Genomic DNA, 25728 nt, shown 5'->3' on the forward strand with positions numbered 1-25728 from the left:
TAAGTATCTAACCACCCCTGGCCCCAATACCATCAATTTAAAGAAAAAGCTGTCATTTCGACCTCTGGGAGAAATCTATCTAGACTTAATGCAGATGGAATTCTATTAAGATCTCTCCTATCGTCGAGAGGACAACAAAGCTTAAGTTGACGGCATTGGGTTTAGGGGTGGTTGGACCAGAATAAGAAGGATGCACAAGCTCCCTCTAATATTTATTAGGAGAGGGCTGAGTTGAGGGATTACGGCAGGGGTAGTTAGGTCAGTGAAAATGTCTGGAATACTCACGATACACCTGATCAAACCTATACAGAAAGTAAGCCTTTCCTAGGATGAGCGGGATGAAAGAGAGATCGAATCCTAAAACAGACAGTTATACTTTATACTTACACCTGTACCTAAAACACCCAAACACTTAAGACTGGTTTTGTGTACTTTATATATAATAAGCTAAATATTTTAGTATTGCATTAGTTCAATTCTTTAGCCTTCCCCAAGTATACTCCCCAGTCCTGATTATGGGTATTCAAGTGCATTTGCAGGAAATAATGGAGTGATGGTTTGATTGGTTTACGGCTAAGTTTGAGGCCAGCTTCTTCCGGGGTTCGATCACCTTTTCTGGTGTTGCAACGCATGCAGGCTGTGACTAAATTCAGCCAGTTGGTCTCCCCTCCCCTGGAGCGCGGCAACAGGTGATCAAGCGTCAGGTTTTTAGGAGAACCACAGTACTGGCAGCTATAGTTATCGCGGCGCATAACATTATGCCTGCTTAAGGCTATGCCATAGTATGGCACCCGCACATAGCGTTGCAACCTGATTACTGAAGGAATGGGATAGGCTTTGTTGATAGTGCGCAGAAAAGCATCTTCTGATTTAGACACCATCTCTGCTTTATCGAGGTATACGAGCAAAAACGCCTTGTGCACAGAGCAAACCGCTATGGCACTAAAATCTTGGTTAAGGATGAGAACTTTATCTTTCATGGCCGCCTCCGTGACTTATAAAAAGCTTTTACGGAAAAACAGGCCAGGAAAGGCAAAGTTTACAGGAAAAGTAGCAGCAGCTTAGAAAGTTATGCGTTTGATAATGCGCAGGTTATGCGAATAACGCTTTCTGTCTGCGTTGTAGATACCATTGTGATCAAGAGTATCGATGCGAACCTCGCCATGCGCGTGGATGATGGTTTGCCCTTCCAGCACAATACCAACGTGTATAATGCGGCCCTCGTCGTTAGAGAAATAAGCTAAGTCTCCCGGCTGTGCCTGCGTTACAAAGTGCACCTCCTCGCCATGGGACACCTGCTGATAAGCATCGCGCGGCAGTTGATACCCGCAAACACCAAACACCTGCTGCGTAAAGCCTGAGCAGTCTATTCCGAAAATAGACTTACCGCCCCACAAGTATGGCGCCTTTATAAAGTTATGTGCCACTTTAACTAGTTGCGCATTTGTAGCTGCTGCTGAAGGATTTGAAGCCCTGCTACTGTACATCATTTTATCAGCCTCTACCCGAATATTCATCCCATCAAAGAAGGGCAAATAGCTGCCAATGCCGATCGGGATTCGAGTGTCGTTATGGGTTACGACCTGCACCAGGTCCATTGCCCTTGGATGCTGAACTGCCCTCCACTCCTGGTAGTAAGCAACTGAAACCGGATTATGCTGTTTGTGGTCTATCCAGCCTTGGTATCCGTCTGTAGCTAGTTGTACGCGCATCCAGTTACCATCTTTGGCCACTACCTCATAGCACTCGCCAAAAAGCATCTGCGTTACAATCTCAGCCTTATCAGAAGTTTCGGCACGCATTGGCACCACACTAAGTAAGCAAATTCCGTATTCCACGATTTTTTAAGTTTTGAATGATTGATTGAGTGAATGAGTGAATATGAAAGAAGGAATGAGTTATTTAAAATTAAGCAAGTTGTGAAAGCAAAATATGAAAATGGAATTTCACCTACATTAATCTGCTACTTAGAAAATTCACTCATCCACTCAATCACCCATTCAAAATTAATTAATATCCTGCCCTGTCCATTTCGCGTTTTACATCCTTCTCTTTGATGTCCTGGCGCTTGTCGTACAGCTTTTTACCACGCGCCAGTGCAATCTCTACTTTAGCAAAGCCTCTATCGTTAATAAACACCCGTGTAGGAATAATGGTAACCCCCTGCTCCTCTGCCCCAGACTCTAATTTGCGCAGTTCGCGCTTGTTAAGGAGCAGCTTGCGAGCACGCATGGGCTCGTGGTTGTAGTGGGTGCCTTCTGTGTAGGTTGAGATGTGCAGGTTATGCAGCCAAAGCTCTCCGTTTGTGAACACAGCATAGCCATCCTGCATGTTTACCTTGCCTTCCCGTATAGATTTGATCTCGGTGCCCTTTAACATGATGCCGGCGGTATACTTGTCCAGGAACTGGTATTCAAAGGACGCTTTTCGGTTTACGATGTTAACTTGCTTCTGAATTCTATCTTTATCTTTTGCCATTATACTTTCTTCGGAGCCAGAATTCTGGCCAGTTTGTCTTTCTTCAAAATCTTCTGCCCGGTCTGCCCTTCAGCCACCAACCTATCCCCAACAGTAGCCTTATAATTACAGATTACTTCATACCCATCGTACTTATTCAGGGTGGCTACAATGGTTATACTTTCACCCTCAAAAGCTGGTGATTTATGATTGATTGTCAGACTTGTACCCACACCCTCTTCATCTTCTTCTTTCATATCCAAAACAAACAATCTGCCAGCCCATTCGGCAGCCTGTGCCAGCGAAAACGTAGAACATACCGCATGCACCAACCCATCCTCGAAACAGGCAAAGTCGGCAGCAGTTACATGTTTTATATACGTCCTGGTATCTCCCGGTTTAATATTGCGCGCTACTGATTTACGATTGCTATCTTTCATACTTTCAGAACAAAGAAGGAAAATATTCCCTAAATGCGGTATCAAGCCAATTGCTTTTTACCAGTAATTAAAATAATCGGCAGCTAACCAGCAACTAAAATTTAAGCCTTGGCTCAGGGCTTACATACTGGTCTGTGAAGTCACCTTTAAGATACTGAAAGTGCGCTGCCATCGCAATCATGCCAGCGTTGTCGGTACAATACTGGAAAGCTGGGATATACACGTTCCAGTTATACTTCTGAGCATATTCCTGCATTGTATGGCGCAGGCCAGAGTTAGCCGACACCCCTCCTGCTATAGCAATTTCTTTTATACCCAGATCTTTTGCCGCCAACTTCAATTTCTTCATCAGGGTCTTGATGAGTGTTTTCTGAACGCTGGCACAAATGTCATTGATATTCTCCTCCACGAAATTAGGGTTCTCCTTTACCCGATCGCGCAGGAAGTATAAAACGGAAGTTTTGATACCGCTGAACGAGAAATTATACTCCGGCATATTGCCTACAGGAAACTCAAAGGCATCCGGGTTACCCATAGCGGCTTTTTTATCCAGCATTGGTCCACCAGGGTACGGTAGTCCTAGCATTTTGGCTGTTTTATCAAAAGCCTCACCCACTGCATCGTCAGTAGTTTGGCCGATTATTTGCATATCTAAATAGTCCTTTACCAAAACAATTTGCGTGTGTCCGCCGCTTACAGTTAAGCACAGAAACGGCAATTGAGGTTTAGGTTCGTCGATAAAGTGGGCCAGAATGTGTGCCTGCATGTGGTTTACCTCTATAAGTGGTATACCTAGTCCTAAGGCAAACGACTTGGCAAAAGAGCAGCCAACAAGTAATGCACCTAAAAGACCGGGGCCGCGTGTAAAAGCAACTGCATTTAACTCACTTTTATTTACATTTGCTACACGTAAAGCCTGGTGTACAACAGGTATGATGTTCTGCTGGTGCGCTCTGGAAGCTAATTCAGGTACTACACCACCATACTGCTCGTGCACGGCCTGCGTTGTTACTATATTAGACAATACTTTACCGCCTCTAATAACAGCGGCAGAAGTATCGTCGCAGGAAGATTCGATAGCTAAAATTGTAGGTTCAGTCATCTTTTGGAAAAAAATCAGTCCATAAATTACTTCAAAGTTATAGGAAAAGCTGTTCTAAAAATAGTTTTAGGGCTAATCCTGTTCCTTTTGTTGGCATTCGCGACTGTTTTTGTGGCCATCCGATTCCCGGGGGTGCAAACCAGAATCGTACAGCGGGTGGCCGAGTACTTCTCTGATCGCCTGAACCACGAGGTAACCATTGGCGGCGTGGATATATCCTTTTTCAGCAATGTGGTGTTGGAGGATGTAACGGTAAAGGACTATCGGGGCAATGAGCTTTTCCATATTGGCAAGGCAGATGCTGAAATTGAGACCTGGTCTGTATTTAACCCGAACACGCTGGCCATAGGCACCCTAACCCTGGAGGAGCCACGGGCAAGCCTGGTGGTGTACGAAAAGACAGATTCTCTTAACATAAGCAGATTTATTTCTGCCCTCGGCGATCTGTTCGTAAAGAAAGATACAACCAAACCTTCCCAGCCTTTCTACTTTACCCTGGATGAACTGGTACTGAAGAACGGACGATTTATTTACGACGACTTCCGGAAGGCCCCTGCCGCTGAAGGCATGGACTATGCCCACATGACCTTTGCCAATATTAACGGCCGCTTCTCCGACCTGCAGTTAGAAGACACACTGAAAGCTACTGTTACCAACCTCTCTACGGTAGAAACACGTTCCAATACTAAGCTCCACAACCTGGACACCCGCATGACCTATGCCCCTACTTTTTGGGAATGGGACCAATTGGACCTGCAGGTAAACGACAGCAACCTGAAAGACTATGTGCGCTTCGACTACGAGGAGTTTGGGAACTTTACTGAATACAACGACAGTGTGACCATGACAGTGCGTTTGCAAGACTCTAAAGTATACTTTAAGGATATTGTAGTTTTCGCACCGCAGATAAAAGAGTACAGCGACGAAACCATACTTGTAAACTCAGTAGACTTTAAAGGAAAGGTAAAGAATTTCACAGCTACAGACGTGGACCTGGAGTATGGCAATGACACCCGCATTATCGGAAGTGTAAGCGCAGACGGCTTACCCAACTTTAAGGAGACGTTCGCCAACATGCGCCTGAAGTCATCTACCATAAATGCGCGCGATATAAAGCAGTTTCTTCCGCAGGATGCCTACGAAATAGCTGCCCGGCTCGGAACAGTGAGATTAGACGGCCGCTTTTTGGGATTCTATAACGACTTTGTATCGAATGGCAACTTCTCTACCGCACTTGGCAGCCTACAGTCTGATATAAACCTTAAAATAGACGACAACACCCGCCAATCTTCTTACAGTGGTTTCCTTAAAACCAATAGCTTTAACCTGGGCAGACTGCTTGCTATTGAGGATAAAATCAGGACTATTTCTATGAGCGGACGCTTGGAGGGCTCAGGGTTTACCTTAAATGATGCCAACATTACTATGGACGCCACCATTGACCAGGTGCAGGTGCTGGATTATAATTACCGGAACATTAAAGCGGATGGCACACTAAGCGGACAGACCTTTGTGGGTAAAGTTTCTGTTAACGATCCGAACCTGGTGTTTTCTGCCAATGGCGAAGTGGACCTGGAAAAAGAAGAACAGGCCTTTAACTTGTTAGCCAACCTGCAGCGCGTAGATCTACAGGCGCTGGGGCTGTCTGATGTTCCCTTCTCCATTAGAGCCAATGCCGACCTGAACTTCAGTGGTTTGAAGCTGGATGCTTTTGTGGGTAATGCACGCCTCGACAGTGCTTTTATCAGTTACAAAGGCAAGGAGCTTGCCCTGGATACCATTTCCATAGACTCAGAGATAGTAAACGGTACACGCAGCCTCAACCTGAACTCCGATCTGCTGGCACTTAAAGTAAACGGCGACTTCGACTATACTACCCTGATAGAGGACCTGAAAACGCTGGTGCACGAGTATGAACTAAACTTTGAAAGCAATGATGCTGCGACCCGAGCATACTATGCCCGAAAGTTAAGGCAGCCAAGCGAGGATTATGCTTTGAATTATAACATTAAACTTAAAGACCCTCAGCCCCTCTTAAACCTGTTTGTACCTGACCTTACAATATCCTCGGCTACAAACATAGAAGGGTCTTTTAGGCACGAGAACACGGTTATACTTACACTTTATTCTTCTGTTGATACACTCCTTTATAAGGACTATGAATTATATGGTAACGCCATAGAGCTTAACACATCCAAAATTCAGTACAACCCGGATGTTTTGGCAGCAGCCCTGTTTACCTCCCAGCGACAGGTATTGCCCGCAGCCGGAGAAACCAAGGACTTTTACCTGGAAGGTATCTGGAGTGAGCGTAACATAGACTTTTCTACCAGCATCAGGCAACCGGAACAGAATAACAGGGCCACCATTACCGGCGACCTTAATTTTCTACAGGACCAGATCCAGATTGTATTTGACAGGTCGAACATTACACTGCAGCAGAACGCCTGGGCCTTTAACCCCGGCAACACCTTATATATAAGTGAGGGTGGCAAAAAACTGGTGTTCGAAAACTTCTCTATCTCCAACAAAGATCAGATTATACGGGCAGAGGGCGAAATATCAGAGTCGCCTGACAGCAGACTGGTGGTAAATGTAGATGAGTTTGATCTGCGTAACCTGAACCCGCTGCTTACCATGCCTATTGCCGGCAGGCTTACCGGGCAGGTGGTAACCCAGGATGTTTATCAGGACATGAAGTTTGACGGCAGTATGCGTGTAGACTCTTTCTACCTTGATGAAGTATACATCGGTAACGTGCTGGGCAAGACAAACTGGAACAACAGGCTGCAGCAGGCAATAGTTGACCTAGGAATTGAACGCAATAATAAAAAAGTGCTGACGGTAACTGGCAACTATAACCCAAAAGCCGAAGATGATCAACTAGACCTACTGGCTGTACTCGACCAGGCAAATCTGAAGCTGGTAGAGCCAGTGCTGAAAGGTATCATGTCGGACTTGGAAGGTGAGATGGAAGGCCGTGTGCGGGTGCTAGGCAGGCTGGATTATCCTGTACTGAAAGGTTCTGTAATGGTAACAAAAGGTCAGTTTACATTTGATTACCTGAACACAACTTATACTTTCTCAGACAGAATTTACCTGGATGCTAACAGCATCAGCTTCCGTAATGCGCAATTGCGCGATATTTTCGGAAATCGAGCCACAGTATCAGGAGGTATAGCGCATGATGGTTTCCAGGACATGGTACTGGACATAGAGGCACGCTACCGTAACTTTATGATCCTTAATACCACCGAAGCTCAGAACGAACTCTTCTATGGTACAGCCTTTGCCAGCGGCTCAGCCAGCGTGTTAGGACCTACCGACAACCTGCAGGTAAAAGTAGATGCTACCAGCAACGAGAACACCCGCATAGTGCTCCCTCTCGACTACCAGACGGATGTTGCCCGTAAAGATTTCATTCGTTTTGTTGAAAAAGCAGGTGCAGACACAACAGGCATGGGTGTAAACGTGGAAGATCGTCGTGTGGACCTATCTGGCATCAATTTGGACTTTAACCTGGATGTAACCGACGATGCCTACTTCGAGATTATCATCGACAGGACAACAGGCGACGTAATTCGTGGCACAGGCAACGGGGATATCAGGATGACGATTGATACCCGCGGCGAGTTTAACATGTACGGTACTTTTGAGATCACCAACGGTGCCTATAACCTGAACCTGTTAGAGGGGCTGGTTAGCCGTGAATTTAAGATCGTGCCCGGAGGAACCATAACCTGGAACGGTGACCCTACGGCAGGTATTATGAACATTACCGCTGAGTACACGCAAATGGTATCGCTGGAGCCTCTAAACCAGGCATATTCTGGCCGTCGTGAACCAGTTACTGTTGAAATTGAACTGACAGGTCCGCTGCTAACCCCTCAAGTAAACCTAGATTTGAGAGCTGAGCTAAGCGACGAATTCCTTTTAAGTGGCATTAACAACGACGAGGCTGAGCTTAACCGGCAGGTGTTCAGCTTACTGGTGTTGCAGCGATTAACGCCACCCGGGTCTCTTGCGCTGGACAGTGGCGTGGGTGCAAGCGCGGTAGGCGGTAGCCTTGGTAGTTTGCTTTCTGGTCAGCTCAACAGCTTCTTTAATAGCCTGGACAGCAACCTGGAGATTGACATTGGTTTGTCTGGAGTAACACAGGAGTCGCTTTCTACCCTGCAGTTGCGCCTTAGCTATACTTTCTTCCAGGGCAGGTTGCGGGTTACGAACCAGACAGGATTTGGTAACAACAACGATGCTAACGGAGCCAACGCTTCGAACAACTACATCGGCGACTGGTTCCTGGAGTACTATATCACGCAATCAGGAGAGCTGCGACTAAGGCTCGAGTACAGCACTACCCCGCGCACCTACTTCGATAACCGGACTTCGGTGTCGTCGAGGCAAAGGCTTAGCTTGCTGCACACAAAGCGTTTTGATACGCTTGAAGAGCTTTTCGGCAGCAACAGACGAGAGCGTAAGCTACGGGAGCGCGAGCAGCAAAGAGAACGCCTCATACTCGACTCCGACCCACGATTAAACCTATAAGTATAAAAGGTCCGGCTTAATTAAGTCGGGCCTTTTTGCTTTACCATGCTCGTGGCCGCTACAATTCTAAATAATATTTCTATTTTTGTGAGGAAGCACGTAGTATGGCAAAAAACATCAAACACATTAAGAAAAAGAAACTAGGAAGTTATCCGCACCTGATGGTGGTGTTCAGCATCTCGCTTGCTCTTTTCGTAATCGGGTTATTCGGGCTGCTGTTGATTCACGCCGGGAAATTATCAGAAAAGGTAAAGGAAAGTATAGAAATGCAGGTGTACCTGGATCGCAACCTGACCGAAGTTCAACTTAACCGCCTTCAAAAGACTTTCGCAGCCAAAGAGTACGTAGCCTACAAAAACGATACAGCACAGGTTCGCTTTATCTCAAAAGAAGAAGGTGCAAAGGCTTTTTTAGATGAGACCGGCGAAGACTTTATGGAGTTTCTGGGTGACAACCCACTTCGAGATGCTTACGTGCTTAGAATTGATGCCAACCACTCCAGCTCACCGGAGCTTAAAAGTATAAAACTAGACCTGCAGGATGTAGGCGGTGTGTATGAGGTGCAATATGTGGAAAGCCTCATCGAATCCATCAACTCCAACATCGAAAAAATAAGCATGATTCTGCTCGGTTTTGCGGCTATACTTATACTTGTGGTAATCATACTTATAAACAATACCGTTAAACTGGCTCTTTTCTCGCAGCGGTTCCTGATCAGGAGCATGCAGCTAGTGGGTGCCACCTCGTTCTTTATACAGCGCCCGTTTCTTAACCGTGCCGCATTACAAGGTATGATCAGTGGTGTTGTGGCCTCTATCCTGTTGTTTGCGCTTATGCAGTATGCTTACCACGAGGTAGAAGAGCTTAAACTGCTGCGCAACGACGAGCAGACATACATTTTGATGGGTGCCTTGGTTGTTATTGGCATCGTTATCGGTTTTATGAGCTCATACAGAGCTGTGCGAAAATATCTCGGCTTATCTTTAGATGAACTATACTAAACATGGAAGAAAATAAAGACAGACTTGCCTTTGGTAAGAAAAACTACACCTTTATGCTGATCGGCATCGTGGTATTGGCAGTGGGTTTCGTTATCATGACACTGGACGATGAGGCTTATGGTCTAGGCTTTATGGGTATCACGTTGGGTCCGATAGTAGTAATGGCAGGCTTTATTATTGAGCTTTACGCTATCATGGTAAAAGATAAAACACACGAATAAATGAGTATTTGGCAGGCTATTATTTTAGCCATTGTTGAAGGGCTTACCGAGTTCTTACCTATTTCTTCTACAGGTCACATGATTATCGCCTCCAGCCTGATGGGCATTAACGAGCTGCCGATAACAAAGATCTTTACGGTCAACATTCAGTTTGGAGCCATACTTTCGGTAGTAGTATTGTATTGGCGCCGTTTCATACAAAGCTGGGACTTTTACTTTAAGCTATTGATAGCTTTCATTCCGGCTGCCGTACTGGGCTTTGCCTTTAACAAGGCGATAGATGCCATGCTGGAGAGTGTAGCCATTACGGCTGTCATGTTGCTGATAGGCGGGGTTATACTCTTATTTGTTGACAAGTGGTTTCAAAATGCCGCCAAGGACAGAATAAGCTATAAGAATGCCTTCGTCATTGGCTTGGCACAGTGCCTTGCCATGATTCCGGGTGTTTCCAGGTCGGCTGCCTCTATTATCGGAGGTTTGGCGCAAGGTATAAACCGAAAAGCAGCTGCAGAATTTTCATTCTTTCTGGCAGTGCCTACCATGCTGGCCGCCTCTACTTACAAACTTATCACCGATTTGCTTGGCCTTGAGCTTTCAGACGTTATCAAGTTTGACCTCGTTAAAATACAGAACAGCTTTGAGGTGATCACTTCTGATGACTTGCAGTTGCTTTTAGTCGGAAACTTTGTAGCTTTTGTAGTGGCCATGCTGGCAATAAGCTTTTTTATCAGCTTCTTAACAAAGTATGGCTTTAAGCTTTTTGGCTACTACAGAATTGCTTTAGGGATTTTAATACTTGCCTTGCTTGCCATGGGCGTAGACTTACAAGTAATATAAAATGGAATATAATTTTGCCGAAGGCGAAATACTGCTCATAAACAAACCACTCGACTGGACTTCCTTCGATGTGGTAAAGAAAGTCCGGAACACAATCCGGGTAAAGAAAGTAGGCCATGCCGGTACTTTAGATCCACTGGCTTCGGGTTTGCTTATACTTTGCACCGGCAAGTATACCAAGCGCATCGACGAGATTCAGGCACAAGAGAAAGAGTATACCGGCACAATTCGCCTCGGCGAAATAACACCATCATACGACAGGGAAACAGAAGTAACCGAAACCTGCGACATCAGCCACCTGACAGCGGAAGAAGTTACGGCAGCAGCCCAGAGCTTTGTTGGCACTATAGAGCAGGTCCCTCCTATTTACTCTGCCGTAATGGTAGACGGCAAACGTGCTTATGACCTGGCCCGCAAAGGCAAATCAGCTGAGTTAAAGCCACGCACCATCACCATAAAGGCATTTGACATCACTAGAATAGAAGGCCCGGAGATCCATTTCAGGGTAATCTGTACAAAAGGCACTTACATTCGCAGCCTGGCGCATGATCTGGGGCAAAAGCTTGGTTGTGGCGCACACCTTTCGTCATTAGTGCGTACCCGAATCGGTGAGTATAAACTAGAGGATGCCCTTACCATTGAGGATATCCAGGAAATAAGAAGAAAGCAGCTAGAAGCGGATGGAAGTAATTCGTGATATAGCGTCATTTCCTCATCTGAGCTTTCCCGTTGTTACCAGCGGTACGTTTGACGGTGTGCACATCGGCCATCAGAAAATACTGAAACGTGTAATTGAGCGCGCAAAAGAGAAAGACGGGCAGAGTGTGGTTATTACCTATTGGCCTCACCCTCGCCTTGTGCTCTTCCCGGAAGACAATAAGCTCAAACTTCTTTCTACCATTGAGGAAAGAATTGAGCAATTGCGTAGCTTTGGTGTAGATTATTTGCTGATCATTCCCTTTACAAAAGAGTTCTCGCGCACCAGTTCCCGCACCTTTATTACTGATATTCTGGTAAAAGCCCTGAATACAAAGCTTTTGGTTATTGGCTACGACCACCGGTTTGGCAAAAATCGTGAAGGCAGCTTTGAAAACCTGAAAGCCCGTTCGCAGCAGTATGGTTTCGAGGTAGAGGAAATTCCGCGCCAGGATGTGGACGATGTGGCTGTAAGCTCAACCAAAATCAGGAAGGCACTGGAGAACGGCGATATAGAAACTGCCAATTTATACCTGGGCCGCAAGTATAGCCTTAGTTCTGTAGTTACAGAGGGTGATAAAATCGGCAGAACGATCGGTTTCCCTACGGCCAATTTAGAATTGCCAGATGCACCCAAGCTAATTCCTGCCAATGGTGTGTATGCGGTATATGCATATCTGGATGGTAAAAAGCTCCCTGCCATGATGAACATAGGATTGCGACCAACAGTATCGGGCAAAAATCTGACACTGGAGGCTCATATCCTTGATTTCAATGAGAACATTTATGGCAAGCGTATAACCGTTGAGTTTATAGAACACTTGCGAAACGAGCGCATGTTCAGTGGACTTGATGAGTTGAAGGGGCAATTGGCAAAGGACGAAGCAGAAACTAGAAGAGCCTTAAAAGTATAAACCTTTTAGTATAGATTCCGTGCCAAGACCTATCTGATCTTTATACTTGTCAGGAATTAATTTCACCTGATTTAAAACTTATTTCACCCGTAAACGAAAAGCCATACTTTGTATATGGCTTTTTTTCTATTTAACTTACCTCAGTACATAATTAAATGTAAGAACAGTGCTTTAACTACAGTTAAGAAACATTAAACAGCAGCTGTAGTTAAAGTATGAGCACATTAACTAACTATGATCAATAAAACTGTTAAAAACGCACAGGAGGCGCTGCAGGGCGTACAGGATGGCATGACACTCATGCTTGGCGGCTTCGGCCTTTGCGGAATTCCTGAAAATGCGATTCAGGAACTGCTGCGCCTAAATGTAAAAGACCTGACCTGTATCTCTAACAACGCAGGTGTGGATGATTTCGGAATCGGGCTACTGCTGCAAAAACGCCAGGTAAAGAAAATGATCTCCAGCTATGTTGGGGAGAATGCGGAGTTTGAACGCCAGTTATTATCTGGTGAACTGGAAGTGGAATTAATTCCGCAAGGAACACTGGCTGAGCGCATTCGTGCCGGAGGAGCCGGTATACCAGCATTTTTTACTCCTGCCGGCTATGGCACCGAAGTAGGCGAAGGTAAAGAGAGTCGCGAGTTTAATGGCAAAATGTATTTGATGGAAGAGTGGCTAAAGGCTGATTTCGCTTTTGTGAAAGCCTGGAAAGGAGATACGGCAGGCAACCTGATTTATAAAGGCACGGCTCGTAACTTTAACCCGATGATGGCGACTGCCGGTAAAATAACAGTTGCTGAAGTGGAAGAACTTGTGCCTGCCGGCGAACTCGATCCCAACATGATTCATACCCCGGGCATCTTTGTTCAGCGTATTTTCCAGGGCGAGAAGTATGAGAAGCGTATTGAGCAACGCACTGTTAAAACTGCTTAACCAGAAAAGAAATGGCTTTAGATAAACATGGAATAGCGAAAAGAATCGCAAAAGAAGTAAAAAACGGTATGTACGTTAACCTAGGCATAGGTATACCAACACTTGTTGCCAATTACCTGCCTGAAGGCGTTGAGGTGGTACTGCAGTCAGAGAATGGTTTGCTAGGTATGGGCCCCTTCCCTACCGAAGACGAGGTAGACGCTGACCTGATCAATGCAGGCAAACAAACCATCACTACGCTTCCGGGCTCCTCAATCTTTAGTTCGGCTGATAGCTTTGCCATGATCCGAGGCGAGCACGTTGATCTTACTATACTTGGCGCCATGGAAGTATCTGAAAACGGCGACATTGCTAACTGGAAGATACCAGGCAAAATGGTAAAAGGCATGGGCGGCGCTATGGACTTGGTGGCATCGGCTAAAAACATTATTGTGGCTATGCAGCACACAGCACGCGACGGTTCTTCTAAACTTCTACTGGAGTGCACCTTGCCTATAACCGGTGTAGAGTGTGTTAAAAAGATAGTGACAGACCTGGCTGTATTGGAAGTGGTTGATGGTGGGTTTAAGTTACTGGAAAGAGCACCGGGTGTTACTGTAGACGACATTAAGGCAGCTACTGCCGGCAACTTGATTGTAGAAGGCGAAATACCTGAAATACAAGTATAAAGTATAAACAGGAGCAAAAAAGCGCGGTTTAATGACTGCGCTTTTTCATTTTCCGGCATTGTACATACTTGTGCTTTCTTTACATTATATCAAAACTATACTTACTACACGTATATTAGTAGCAAGATTAAATTGCGACGATAAACACAGATGAGCGAAAGAAACGAGACCAGCTTTGAGCACAGGCTAATAATGCGACAGCTTGAGCTGAAAGATTACAAAGAAGTTAAGAATATAATGGACATGGTGTACTCAAATATTGATGGCGCCTGGACCAGAAAAGAGTTTTCAAACCTACTTAAGAAATTCCCGGAAGGCCAGATTTGTATTGAGGATAACGGAGAGGTAGTGGCTGCTGCACTCAGCCTCGTTATAGACTACAACGAATACGGCGACAAACACACCTACGACCAGATAATTGACAAAGGGTCATTTAAAACGCACGATCCTGAAGGAGACACCCTTTACGGTATCGACGTTTTTGTGCATCCCGAATACCGTAACCTACGCCTTGGCCGCCGTTTGTATGATGCCCGAAAAGAAATTTGTGAGAAACTAAATCTTCGGGGCATCATTGCCGGAGGCCGTATACCAGGGTACAAAAACTACGCTGACAAGCTAACGCCTGCAAAATACATTGAGATGGTGCGCAACAAGGAGCTTTCAGACCCTGTACTGTCATTCCAACTCAGCAACGACTTCCATGTTCGCAGAATACTAAAAGGTTACCTGCCAGACGATAGAGACTCCAGAGCCTATGCTACTTTGCTTGAGTGGGTAAACGTATACTACGAGGAGAAAGAAAAACTTATAGGTGGCAAAAAAACCGTTGTGCGGATAGGTATTGTGCAGTGGCAGATGCGTGCCGTTAAATCGCTGGACGATATGATGCAGCAGATCGAGTTCTTTGTGGACACCGTGAGCTCTTATAAGTCAGACATGGTGGTGTTCCCAGAGTTCTTTAATGCTCCGCTAATGGCGCTTACAAATGAAGAATCTCCATCCGAAGCCATCCGAAGTATGGCTGAGTATACGGAGGAAATTCGGGAGCGTATGGTGCAGCTGGCCCTGTCCTATAACATCAACATCATTGCCGGTAGCATGCCGGAATACTACGATAACAAGCTATACAACGTAAGTTACCTCTGCCGCCGCGATGGTACCTATGATGCCCAGTATAAGCTGCACGTAACGCCAGACGAGTCGCACTACTGGGGTATGCGCGGTGGCCATAAGCTAAAGATATTTGACACAGACATAGGCAAAATCGGCATCCTGATTTGTTATGATGTGGAATTCCCGGAGCTTGCACGTATGTTGTCTGATATGGACATGAAAATCCTATTTGTGCCCTACTGGACCGACACAAAGAATGCCTACCTGCGTGTAAGACGCTGCGCCCAGGCACGTGCCATTGAGAACGAGTGCTATGTAGCCATTACAGGTAGTGTAGGTAATCTGCCAAAAGTAGAGAACATGGACATCCAATACTCTCAATCAGCCGTCTTCTCCCCTTCCGACTTCGCTTTCCCGCATGATGCCGTGGTAGCTGAGGCTACTCCGAATACGGAGATGACACTTATTGCTGATTTGGACCTGGACTTACTGAAGGATTTGAATACTGCTGGTAGTGTAAGGAATCTTAGAGATAGAAGAAAGGATTTATACAGCCTAAGTTGGGTTATGCGGAAGGAGGAATAGATTAGTTTAGCATCAAAAAAGCCGCTGCAGATAACTGCAGCGGCTTTTTTGATATAATTAGAAGTCAAAAGTTAAGAATGCAAGTACCTTTTGCTTCTTTTTTCTTGAAGGAATGCGTAGATCAAACCCAGTAGAAAGAAGGCAGCGCTACTAATAACTAAAAACTTAAGTAAGCTTGGCCCTGTTGGTCTAAGCCTCGGAGAAAAACCAGTAACTACCTGAATATTATCTAGTTGATTTAATTCAGCTTCTAATTCAGCTTGCTCTTTAAACATACCCACACTTTCACGATACAGAGTAGTCGGATCTAATGCCTCACCATATACAAAACCATTAACAGGACCTCTTGGAGTAGCAACTGTTGTTTTGAGACTATCTATAGACTTTATTTCATCCTTTAACTTCAAAATAATACTTTCAACCTGTCTTTGCTTAATTCGTTTTTGCTTCGAAAAATATCTGTTGTTCTCTAGATAATTGGATAATGCAGGCTCCATAGAATTAAATAATGCATTATCGTATAACTTTAATTCTATTCTGAAAGGGGATCCTGTTAAGATACTATCTTCTTCAATCCTATTTTCATCTAGGTTAGAAAATGTCATATCTTTTATTTGCATAGCAGACTCTTGGGTAATATCCAATTTTTGTGAAATTGCCTCGAAGTTATCATCTTCAATCATTTCTACGAGTTTGCTTAACTGATCATCAACAAACTCATTGCGGATATCTGCCAACACTAATGTCATAGTTGATGTATAATATGGCTTAGTAGCTTTGAAAAGTATAAATCCAAGAGCTAATCCAACTATAACAAATACAGAAATAAGCTTGATCCGTCTAAGAGATAAATTAATAGTATAAACTATCCCCTTTTTTATCCGGTTTATACCATTCCCAATTTTATCGAAAATTACACGCAGATCAATTTCGTCAGATCGATAATCATTCCTAGTAATTGGCATTTTATTTACTTCATTAGGCATAATAGGTGCATTTTATGCAAATGTACATCTATTCTTGAACCGTCACAACCGAGGATGTTATTAAAATATTTACTTTGAATAAAGTTTAGCAGATATTGAGAATTTAGAAGTTTGGTAGATCAGACTTTAGAAAGGACTAAGAATAGCTAAAAGTTAAAATCCAGAACAGTAGTTAACATTAAAGAATTAAACTATAAATTTGCACGAATTAACTGTGCTTTGTTCATGCAAGCTTCTATAGTTAAAGAGCATATATAATCTAATCAGGTTATTAAATAGTGTGGTTTAACCATAAAAACTGATATATCTATTAGCTGGTAATGATCAAATTATAAAACAAACTTTTAAAAATTAATTCATTGATTCACAGTATTTCTAGTAGGATAAAGCTGATTACTTCTAATGTAGATGATGTCTTATTATTAAAGAATTTCATTTACATGGGGATTTTACAAGGTACTAATTATCTACTTCCCTTAATCACAGTACCTTATATTGCTAGAATCATTTCTCCAGATCATTTTGGCTTAGTTTCCTATTCGCAAGCCCTGATCACCTATAGCACTATATTAATTCATTATGGCTTTGATTACACCTCAACAAGAGAAATAGCAACGAAAAAGAATAACACACAATACATTTCGACTGTATTTAGTAATACCATTTATACTAAATTTCTAATATTTCTTATTTGTATTGTTGTATTTATACCATTAGTATTATTTGTTCCAAAGTTTTCAGAAAATTCTGAAATCTATCTGGTGACTTTCCTCATAAACATTGGTGCAGTTTTAGTACCCAATTGGCTCTTTCAAGGGATGGAAAAGCTAAAGTACTTGGCTTATTTTAACCTTTTTATAAAAGCAATTTTTACACTGTTAATATTTGTACTTGTCAAGAATGACGGTGATTACTTACTTATTCCTCTTAGTTCTGCTATTGGTCAAATAGTTGTCGGGATCATTTGCTTTTGGTGGTCAATTAAATACTTTAACTTGAATCCTCTATTACCTAAGATAATAGATGTTATTAAACTAGTAAAAGAGGGATTCCCAATTTTTGCATCTTCTATTGCTGTAAATATCTATACAACAACAAACTTGATAGTTCTAGGCTTTCTGGCTACTGATCAAGTTGTCGGCATTTACTCTGCTTCTAGTAAGCTTATACTTGTTTTTGTTTCAGGAATAATGATGCCTGTCGGACTTGCTTTGTTCCCTTATATTGGCAAAAAACTACACGAATCAAGGGAAAGTGGTATGGTTGCACTTAGAGCTGCTATTATTATAGTTGGAAGTGTTACTTTTGTTCTTTCAATTCTTATCTACACCTTTTCTGATCTGATAGTACATCTTGTATATGGTCAGGAATATATTGCTGCATCCAATAGCCTGAAAGTCTTATCATTTTTACCATTCATTATTGGCCTTAATAATATATTAGGTACCCAAGGAGTTTTGAACCTTAAGATGGATAAGGAATTTCTAGCTGTTACAAGTATCGGTGCAGTATGTTCGATTTTATTGAATTATACTTTAATTCCACTTTTCGCTGAAATAGGAACTGCAACTGCTTGGGTTGTTACTGAAGTGATAATTACGATCACTTTCTATATCATACTATATAAAAAAGGACTTAGGCTTATCTAGTAAATATAAATATTAAAATTAAATGTACGATTTTGTAATTGTAGGAGCTGGCTTGTTTGGGGCTGTTTTTGCCCGAGAAATGACTGATGCTGGATATAAATGCTTATTAATTGACCAAAGGGATCATATTGGAGGTAATGTTTATACTGAAAAAGTAGAGGGTATTGATGTACATAAGTATGGAGCTCATATATTTCATACAAATGATAAACGGATTTGGGAATATGTAAACAAGTTTGCAGAGTTTAACCATTACATTAATAAGCCCAAAGTACGCTACAAGGACAGAATATATTCTTTCCCGATAAACCTAATGACGCTTTATCAAATATATGGCGTTACTACACCAAAAGAGGCCGAAGAAAAACTTAATGAAATAAGATTGCCTATTGATGAGCCCGCTAACCTTGAAGAATGGATTTTGTCTCAGGTTGGACCGGAGCTTTACGAGCTATTTATAAAAGGCTATACATTTAAGCAATGGCAAAAACACCCTAAAGACCTCCCTTCATTTATTATAAAGCGACTACCAATCAGGTTAAATTTTGAGGAAAATTACTTTGAGGATAGCTATCAGGGGATTCCGAAAAATGGGTATACAGCGATGGTTGAAAACATGCTGGAGGGCATTGAAGTCAGACTAAACGAAAACTACTTTGACAACAAAAGTTATTACGATAATTTAGGCAAACAATTGGTTTATACTGGAAAGATAGACGAATTCTTTAACTATGAGTTTGGTGAATTAGAGTATAGGTCTCTAAGATTTGAAAGCAAAGTGTTAGACGGTAATTATCAAGGCAATGCAGTGTTTAATTATACCGATATTGAAGTGCCTTACACACGTGTTTTAGAGCACAAACACTTTAATTTTGGTAATCAGAAGAAGACAGTAGTAACTTGGGAATATCCTGATTCATACACAAAAGGTAAAGTACCTTACTATCCTATAAATGATGCAAAAAATAGCAACATTTATAAATTATATGAAGCAAAAACTAAAGACCTTCCAAATATAATTTTTGGAGGGCGTCTGGCTGAATACAAATATTATGACATGCACCAGATTGTAGGCTCTGCATTATCTAAAGCTAAGTCCATCAAACTTAAACTCGCTGAATAATATGTCAGTTTCTCTTAAGAAAGATTCCATTATATATGTTGCCTGCCCTGCTGATTTTGTAACAGGTGGTCCTGAAGCAATGCATCAGTTGATTCATAAGCTTAGATCAATGGGTTATAATGCTTTTATGTATTATTTCCCTGCAGACCATAAAAGTCCAGTACCTGAGCGATTCAAAGAATACAATATCAGTTTTAAAAGGGAAATAATTGATGACGAGAATAATATATTAATTTGCCCTGAGATAACAACTAAACTATTTGGGTCTTACAAACATATCAGAAAGGCTATTTGGTGGCTAAGCATTGATAATTACTTTGTGGTACTCAACGATGAGAGTAAACTCTCTAAAATAAAAAGTTTAGTAACTGGTAATTATTTTTTCAAATTCGACGACGATAACGCAAATGAAATATTCCATTTTGCCCAATCAGAATATGCCTTCCAGTTTTTGAAAGCTAAGGGTTTAAAAAAAATATATCCGCTTTCTGATTACCTGAACAAGTCTTACCTGAATAATACAGCCACTAAAGAAAAATTAAATCAGGTACTATATAACCCCAAGAAAGGGATTGAAAAAACTAAAATATTAATCAACTCTTACCCTGAAATTAGCTGGGTTCCGCTAGAAAAAATGACCTTGGACCAGGTAAAAGATACTCTGAGCAAAAGCAAAGTTTACATTGACTTCGGGAACCACCCTGGTAAAGACAGATTACCCCGAGAAGCAGCCATGAATAACTGTTGTGTGATTACTGGGAGAGAAGGATCAGCGAACTATACAAAGGACTTACCAATTCCTGAAGAATTTAAATTTGAGAATGTAGCATCAAACAAAGAAACTATAAGGGACTTGATACTAGACTGCTTTAATGATTTTGAAGAAATTTCTAAGTCCTTTGCTAATTACCGTCAACAAATAATAAACGAAGAACAGACATTCGAAGAGGAGATTCAAAACCTATTTATAGTTGAGTAATTGTATGTCTTTTTCAATAGCAGGTGTTGTTGTACTTTATAATCCAGATTCTGAAGTTCTCAATAATCTGCGCAGCTACTGCAATAGTATTTCTAAGTTATATATTGTAGATAACTCAGAGTGCCCATCTGAAGAATTAATAGTTAACCTCAAATTAATTAATGCAGAATATATTCCGTTTAATCAAAATCAGGGTATTGCGAAGGCATTAAATATCGGTGCGAGTAGAGCTATAGAAGATGGTTTCGATTGGCTGCTCACTATGGATCAGGACAGTGAGGCTACTAAGGGAATGGTGCAGGAGTTAATAAATTCAACAGGAAATTTTGATAGAAACTCCATTGGCATAGTCTCTCCACAGCACATTTTAGATTCAAAGCCTGTTCACAAGTCATTTGATGTAGAAGAGGTTACAGTTGTAATGACTTCTGGAAACTTGCTAAACTTAAAAGCTTACCAGAAAGTAGGTCCATTTAGAGATGATTTTTTTATCGATTATGTTGACCATGAATACTGTTTACGCTTAAAGTACTACGGATATAAGATACTTGTTAACCATAAAGCTATATTGAACCATCAATTAGGCCAGAATAAGGCTTATAATGCTTTAGGTAAAACTGTAACAACCACGCATCACAATTGCACTAGAAGGTATTATATTACACGTAATAGATTACAAGTGTTAAAAGAATATAAGGAGTTGTTCCCAGAATATTATAAAACAGAGCTACGGAATAATATAAAAGAATTAATTAAAGTGTTTTTTTTTGAAAACAATAAATTCGGAAAATTAAAGAGTATTATCAGAGGGTATAAAGATTATAGAAAAGGGAAATTTGGAAAATTATAGTTCAAATAACATTGCTACTCCCAAAGTATGTATTATTCTGGTTAATTATCTAGGCTGGCAGGATACGATAGAATGTATGCAAAGCTTACTTAATTTGACATATACTAATTGGCAGGCAATAATAGTAGACAACAACTCACCTAATAATTCCTATAATCAACTAAAAGACTGGGCTAATACCAGTCTGTCCTCTGAATCATCTTCATTTTTAACAGAAGATGAATTACAGTTAAAGGAGGAATCTTACGAGTCAAAGTTCCTTTTCATTAAAGCAAATAAGAATCAAGGTTTTGCCGCTGGTAATAACATTGCTTTAAAATACTTGCTCCAATTAAGAGAATTTGAATATATATGGCTACTCAATAATGATACAACAGTAGCTCCAGACAGCTTATCAGCATATATTTCATCTGCCTCTAAAAAATCAAACGTTGGTATATGGGGTGCTAAACTTTTATACTATCACAAGCCAGATATTATACAGGCTATTGGTGGAAGCTTTAACAAGAAGTTGTTTACAACAAAGCATATTGGCGAAAACTTATCAGACGCAAAAGTTTCTGAGTTTCAGTTCGAAGAGATAGATTATGTTGTTGGCGCATCGATGCTAGTATCAAAGAAGTTCGTTGAGCATGTAGGTTTAATGGATGAAAATTACTTTTTATATTTTGAAGAGTTAGATTGGGCCACAAGGGCTTCTAAACATGGCTATAAATTGAGTTATGTTGACTCATGCCGGATTTATCACAAAGAAGGACAGTCAATCGGGTCAAACTCAAATGGGAACGAAAAAAGCGATTTAGCAGATTACCATGGCATAAAAAGTAAAATTTATTTTATCCGAAAACATTATCCAGAATACAAGTTAAGGCTATATATACTAGTCCTTACCTCAGTAATTCTACGCTTAGCAAGACTCAAATTTAAAAGGGCGGCAGTGATCTTTAAACTCTTGTATCAAACAGTATGATGCAGACAAAGCATTTAAGGATATCCACATCAATGTTTTTACTAAAATCTTTGATAATAATACTTTTATCAAACGGTTTTATTACTAACTTTTTATCGTTCTCTGGCATTAATTCAGGTACATTAATAATTGATTTAATTGTCATTATTATAACACTTCATTTTATAATAAGCTTAGCAAATTTGATAAGATTAACTCCTCAGTTTAACATTACATATGCTACTTTATTTTTATTATGGTTATTCTTAATATTTGCTACATTAACTAAAACGCTCTTTTTCGACCATAACCCTATATCTGAACGTTTATTAGGAATCAGAAATAATATTATATACAGCATACCTCTATTTTACATTCCTGTCGTATTCAGGGATGATAAAAAGATAGAAGAAATACTTTCATTTTTTATAAAAGTATCACTCGTTCTAATTGTATTCTCATACTTCCAGTTCGCTTTTAGTGCTATATTGCCAGAATCGTTATTAGCACTTAAAGGTGATTCTCCATTTGGTTTTTATGGGAGTACAATTGTTAGGCCTACAGCACTTTTAGGAAATACGATTATTTACTCCAGCTTTACAGTAATTGTGTTTAGCTTGGTATTGGCAAAATACCTCTATAGCCCGGAAAGAAAGTATCTGATAATGCTAGTTATGATTGCAATAGCTAACGCATTAACACTAACGAGGGCTGCTCTAGTTGGTCTTATAATTGTGTTGATTGTTGCTTTAATTTTAAGATACGCTCGATTCACCTATACTTTTATTAAAAAGGTAGTTGGCTTTGCTTTACTAAGTCTGTTCATTTTCTCTTCTGTTATATTTTTGTATCGGGATTCCTTTTTCTTAGCTAGGATGGCAGGGAAAGACCCAAATTCCAAAGGCTCAAACCAAGAACATTTCCAACAAATTAATGATGCATTTACCTATGTTTTAAAACATCCAATAATTGGAGCAGGTGTTGGTACGCAAGGCCCTAGCGGTGATGCTGAAAGTAAAATCATAACAGATGGATATTGGCTGCAGCTCTTACTGGAGAATGGAATTTTATTAGGCTTTTTTTATGCTACCTTCTACGGGTTATGCTTGCTTTTTTCGTTACTAACATTTTATAGAACTGATAATATTTTGCTTAAACAGCTAAGTATGGCCTTTATTTGCTTCAGTTGCTATTTCTATGCAGCAAGCCTTCTTAACTCAGCTTTTATTGGCCGTATTAATTTCATAGTTTACTGGACAATCATAGGGCTTATTATCGCTCAGAATTGGAACCTAAAGCGAGATAGAACTCATGCATAGCCTTGCTATCGATTGCAGAATGATAAATGCTTCTGGAATAGGCGTTTATCTGCAAAACATTCTTCCCTATCTTACTAAGCATTTTCAAGTATATTTCATAGGTATTAAAGCAGATATTAAACATTTTGAATGGGCAACCCCAAATAGAATTATTGAAGTTAATTCAGGAATCTATTCGATAAAGGAGCAATTGGAGCTTCCTTTAGCTGTTCCTAAGTGCGATATATTTTGGTCGCCACATTATAATGTGCCGTTGCTTCCAATAAAGGCAAAAATAAGGATTGTTACTATTCATGACACATATCATTTGGCTTTCAGTAATAATCTTTCACCACTTCAAAAAATTTACTCTAAAATACTTTTCAAAGGCGCTAGCACACTTTCAGACAAAATAATAACTGTCTCTAGGTTTTCAGAAAACGAAATTTACAAGTATACAGCTGCAAAAGAGACTTCGGTCACATCCATTCATAACGGTGTTGATAAAACTTTATTTAACATAAAGGATTCTCAAGTTACGGGACATAGACTTGCTTCTTTATACCCTCTGTTGCCAAGTAAATACTTATTATATATTGGTAATGTTAAACCGCATAAGAACCTTTCAAGTTTGGTTAAAGCCTTTGCAAGTTTAAATAACAAAATAGGTAATGATATAGGACTTGTGATAGTTGGAAAAAAATCAGGGTTTATAACCGGTGATAATGAATTAATAGAATTAATAGAAACTGATAGCTTTTTAAAAAGCAACGTTTTCTTTACCGGCCATGTTCCTGAGAAACATTTACCTATTTTGTATGCTGAGGCTAGTATATTTGTCTTTCCCTCGATATATGAGGGTTTTGGGCTGCCTCCACTTGAAGCCATGTCTTGTGGTTGTCCTGTACTGGCTTCTGATGCAGCTAGTATTCCTGAAATATGCGGAGAGGCTGCTATGTACTTTTCACCGCATGACACAGAAGATTTATCTAAAAAGATTCAACTCTTACTAACGAACAATAAATTAAGAGAAGAAATGAAAGCCAAAGGGTTGAAACAAGCTTTGCTCTATGATTGGGAAACGACAGCAGAAAAACATATTGCTGTTTTCAATAATGTGGTTTGTTAACTTCTTTTAGATTCATCGCCACATTAACCTGTTTGATTTTTATAGAATATAAGTATTCTTGATTATTTTGTAAAGAAAATATTACAACTCATTAAAAGTAGAAAATTGAAAGTAGCGATAGTACATGAGTGGTTTGTAGAGTATGCTGGTTCAGAGAAAGTGGTAGAGCAACTTTTAAACATTTATCCGGATGCTGACCTTTTTGCTGTTATTGAGTATTTACCAGAGCACCACAAAAAACATATTCAGAACAAAAAGGTAAAAACAACTTTCATTCAAAAGCTACCTTTCGTTAAAAGTCAATACAGAAACTATATTGCATTGATGCCTCTTGCAATAGAGCAATTAGATGTATCATTGTATGATCTTGTAATATCTAGCAGCCATGCTGTAGCAAAAGGAGTCATTACACACTCCAATCAACTTCACATCTGCTATTGCCATTCCCCTGTTCGCTACGCATGGGACCTTTACCATCAATACCTGCGTGAGTCAGGGCTTACAAAAGGCATAAAGGGATTCATCGCAAAGCTTATTCTTCATTATTTAAGAATTTGGGATTTGACAACAGTTAATAGAGTTGATTTTTTTATCGCCAACTCAGGTTATATTGCTAAGCGCATTTCTAAAGTTTACAATAGAGAGGCAACTATTATATATCCACCTGTAAATGTTAATGAATTTAGCTTAGAAGAGCATAAAGAGGATTACTATGTGACGGCCTCTAGAATGGTGCCCTACAAAAAAATGGATATGATTGTAGAGGCTTTCAGTTTAATGCCTGATAAGAAATTGGTTGTAATTGGAGATGGCCCTGATTTTAATAAAATCAAATCAAAAGTAACTAGCAATATTGCTTTACTAGGCTTCCAGGAATTTAGTGTCTTGAAATCATATATGCAGAAAGCTAAGGCGTTTGTATTCGCCGCTGAAGAGGATTTTGGCATAACTCCGGTAGAAGCCCAAGCTTGCGGCACACCTGTTATCGCGTATGGTAAAGGTGGTGCGAGTGAATCAATTATTCATGGCGTAACAGGTCTTCATTTCAGGGAACAAACAAAAGAATCATTAATAGGGGCTATTTCATACTTCGAATCTGGCAAAGTGAAATTTGACCCATTAATCATCAGAGAAAATGCAGAAAGATTTAGCGAAGGAGAATTCCGCTCCAAGATTAAAGATTATATTTCGGCAAAATTGCCAATAACAGAATATCAAAATGACCAGTACGTACCTGTCACACTCTAAAT

Annotated in this window: 23 protein-coding genes; 17 read left to right on the forward strand and 6 right to left on the reverse strand. The window is 40.8% G+C overall.

Features of this window, described 5'->3' with window-relative positions; translation table 11 throughout:
- Positions 1-467: 467 nt before the first annotated feature.
- The 5 genes from H8S84_RS04485 to tsaD form a co-directional block, all read right to left on the reverse strand.
- On the reverse strand, positions 468-980 hold the full coding sequence (locus H8S84_RS04485; RefSeq protein WP_187066051.1) for an HNH endonuclease: 513 nt from the start codon (positions 978-980) through the stop codon (positions 468-470).
- Between the two features lie 81 nt (positions 981-1061).
- Positions 1062-1838 carry a C40 family peptidase gene (locus tag H8S84_RS04490; RefSeq protein ID WP_317175424.1) on the reverse strand — a complete coding sequence of 259 codons (777 nt, stop codon included), beginning with the start codon at positions 1836-1838 and terminating at the stop codon, positions 1062-1064.
- Between the two features lie 172 nt (positions 1839-2010).
- Entirely contained in the window at positions 2011-2478 is a 468-nt protein-coding gene (gene smpB / locus H8S84_RS04495) for an SsrA-binding protein SmpB (protein WP_187066052.1), read from the reverse strand.
- The gene (locus tag H8S84_RS04500; protein WP_187066053.1) at positions 2478-2897 is read right to left on the reverse strand and encodes a thioesterase family protein; all 420 of its coding nucleotides are present in this window, start codon (positions 2895-2897) and stop codon (positions 2478-2480) included. The genes smpB and H8S84_RS04500 overlap by 1 nt, the downstream gene beginning before the upstream one ends.
- A gap of 94 nt (positions 2898-2991) precedes the next feature.
- Positions 2992-3999, reverse strand: a complete 1008-nt coding sequence (tsaD, locus tag H8S84_RS04505) for a tRNA (adenosine(37)-N6)-threonylcarbamoyltransferase complex transferase subunit TsaD (RefSeq protein ID WP_187066054.1) — start codon at positions 3997-3999, stop codon at positions 2992-2994.
- 3 nt (positions 4000-4002) lie between these two features.
- Here tsaD and H8S84_RS04510 point away from each other — a divergent pair, with 3 nt between their 5' ends.
- From H8S84_RS04510 to H8S84_RS04550, 9 genes are all read left to right on the forward strand, one after another.
- Positions 4003-8544 (forward strand): translocation/assembly module TamB domain-containing protein, encoded by a 4542-nt coding sequence (locus H8S84_RS04510; protein ID WP_449579226.1) that lies wholly within the window; start codon positions 4003-4005, stop codon positions 8542-8544.
- 104 nt (positions 8545-8648) lie between these two features.
- Complete coding sequence (locus H8S84_RS04515) at positions 8649-9545, forward strand: cell division protein FtsX (RefSeq protein ID WP_187066056.1); 897 nt, start codon at positions 8649-8651, stop codon at positions 9543-9545.
- A 2-nt stretch (positions 9546-9547) separates the two neighbouring features.
- Positions 9548-9766, forward strand: coding sequence for a DUF3098 domain-containing protein (locus H8S84_RS04520; RefSeq protein ID WP_187066057.1), 219 nt, complete (start codon positions 9548-9550; stop codon positions 9764-9766).
- Entirely contained in the window at positions 9767-10603 is an 837-nt protein-coding gene (locus tag H8S84_RS04525; protein WP_187066058.1) for an undecaprenyl-diphosphate phosphatase, read from the forward strand.
- A gap of 1 nt (position 10604) precedes the next feature.
- Positions 10605-11300, forward strand: coding sequence for a tRNA pseudouridine(55) synthase TruB (gene truB / locus H8S84_RS04530; RefSeq protein ID WP_187066059.1), 696 nt, complete (start codon positions 10605-10607; stop codon positions 11298-11300).
- On the forward strand, positions 11284-12213 hold the full coding sequence (locus H8S84_RS04535) for a bifunctional riboflavin kinase/FAD synthetase (RefSeq protein WP_187066060.1): 930 nt from the start codon (positions 11284-11286) through the stop codon (positions 12211-12213). Before truB ends, H8S84_RS04535 begins: the two co-directional genes overlap by 17 nt.
- A gap of 234 nt (positions 12214-12447) precedes the next feature.
- Positions 12448-13146, forward strand: a complete 699-nt coding sequence (locus H8S84_RS04540; protein ID WP_187066061.1) for a CoA transferase subunit A — start codon at positions 12448-12450, stop codon at positions 13144-13146.
- 11 nt (positions 13147-13157) lie between these two features.
- Complete coding sequence (locus tag H8S84_RS04545) at positions 13158-13814, forward strand: CoA transferase subunit B (RefSeq protein WP_187066062.1); 657 nt, start codon at positions 13158-13160, stop codon at positions 13812-13814.
- A 150-nt stretch (positions 13815-13964) separates the two neighbouring features.
- On the forward strand, positions 13965-15515 hold the full coding sequence (locus H8S84_RS04550) for a bifunctional GNAT family N-acetyltransferase/carbon-nitrogen hydrolase family protein (RefSeq protein ID WP_187066063.1): 1551 nt from the start codon (positions 13965-13967) through the stop codon (positions 15513-15515).
- A 71-nt stretch (positions 15516-15586) separates the two neighbouring features.
- Here the strand turns inward: H8S84_RS04550 and H8S84_RS04555 are convergent, their stop codons facing one another.
- Complete coding sequence (locus H8S84_RS04555) at positions 15587-16501, reverse strand: chain length determinant protein (protein ID WP_187066064.1); 915 nt, start codon at positions 16499-16501, stop codon at positions 15587-15589.
- Positions 16502-16860: 359 nt separating this feature from the next.
- On the opposite strand from H8S84_RS04555, the gene H8S84_RS04560 reads away from it, so the two are divergent.
- From H8S84_RS04560 to H8S84_RS04595, 8 genes are all read left to right on the forward strand, one after another.
- Positions 16861-18150, forward strand: coding sequence for a flippase (locus tag H8S84_RS04560; RefSeq protein WP_187066065.1), 1290 nt, complete (start codon positions 16861-16863; stop codon positions 18148-18150).
- 22 nt (positions 18151-18172) lie between these two features.
- Complete coding sequence (gene glf, locus H8S84_RS04565) at positions 18173-19273, forward strand: UDP-galactopyranose mutase (protein ID WP_187066066.1); 1101 nt, start codon at positions 18173-18175, stop codon at positions 19271-19273.
- Position 19274: 1 nt separating this feature from the next.
- On the forward strand, positions 19275-20252 hold the full coding sequence (locus tag H8S84_RS04570; protein WP_187066067.1) for a hypothetical protein: 978 nt from the start codon (positions 19275-19277) through the stop codon (positions 20250-20252).
- Between the two features lie 4 nt (positions 20253-20256).
- Positions 20257-21102, forward strand: a complete 846-nt coding sequence (locus H8S84_RS04575) for a glycosyltransferase family 2 protein (protein WP_187066068.1) — start codon at positions 20257-20259, stop codon at positions 21100-21102.
- Positions 21089-22072, forward strand: a complete 984-nt coding sequence (locus tag H8S84_RS04580) for a glycosyltransferase family 2 protein (protein ID WP_187066069.1) — start codon at positions 21089-21091, stop codon at positions 22070-22072. The genes H8S84_RS04575 and H8S84_RS04580 overlap by 14 nt, the downstream gene beginning before the upstream one ends.
- The gene (locus tag H8S84_RS04585) at positions 22069-23370 is read left to right on the forward strand and encodes an O-antigen ligase family protein (protein ID WP_187066070.1); all 1302 of its coding nucleotides are present in this window, start codon (positions 22069-22071) and stop codon (positions 23368-23370) included. The genes H8S84_RS04580 and H8S84_RS04585 overlap by 4 nt, the downstream gene beginning before the upstream one ends.
- On the forward strand, positions 23363-24478 hold the full coding sequence (locus tag H8S84_RS04590) for a glycosyltransferase family 4 protein (RefSeq protein ID WP_222621570.1): 1116 nt from the start codon (positions 23363-23365) through the stop codon (positions 24476-24478). Before H8S84_RS04585 ends, H8S84_RS04590 begins: the two co-directional genes overlap by 8 nt.
- 105 nt (positions 24479-24583) lie before the next feature.
- Complete coding sequence (locus H8S84_RS04595) at positions 24584-25726, forward strand: glycosyltransferase family 4 protein (RefSeq protein ID WP_187066071.1); 1143 nt, start codon at positions 24584-24586, stop codon at positions 25724-25726.
- The last annotated feature ends 2 nt before the right edge of the window (positions 25727-25728 follow it).

The sequence above is a fragment of the Pontibacter cellulosilyticus genome (assembly GCF_014306105.1).
Lineage (GTDB): Bacteria > Bacteroidota > Bacteroidia > Cytophagales > Hymenobacteraceae > Pontibacter > Pontibacter cellulosilyticus.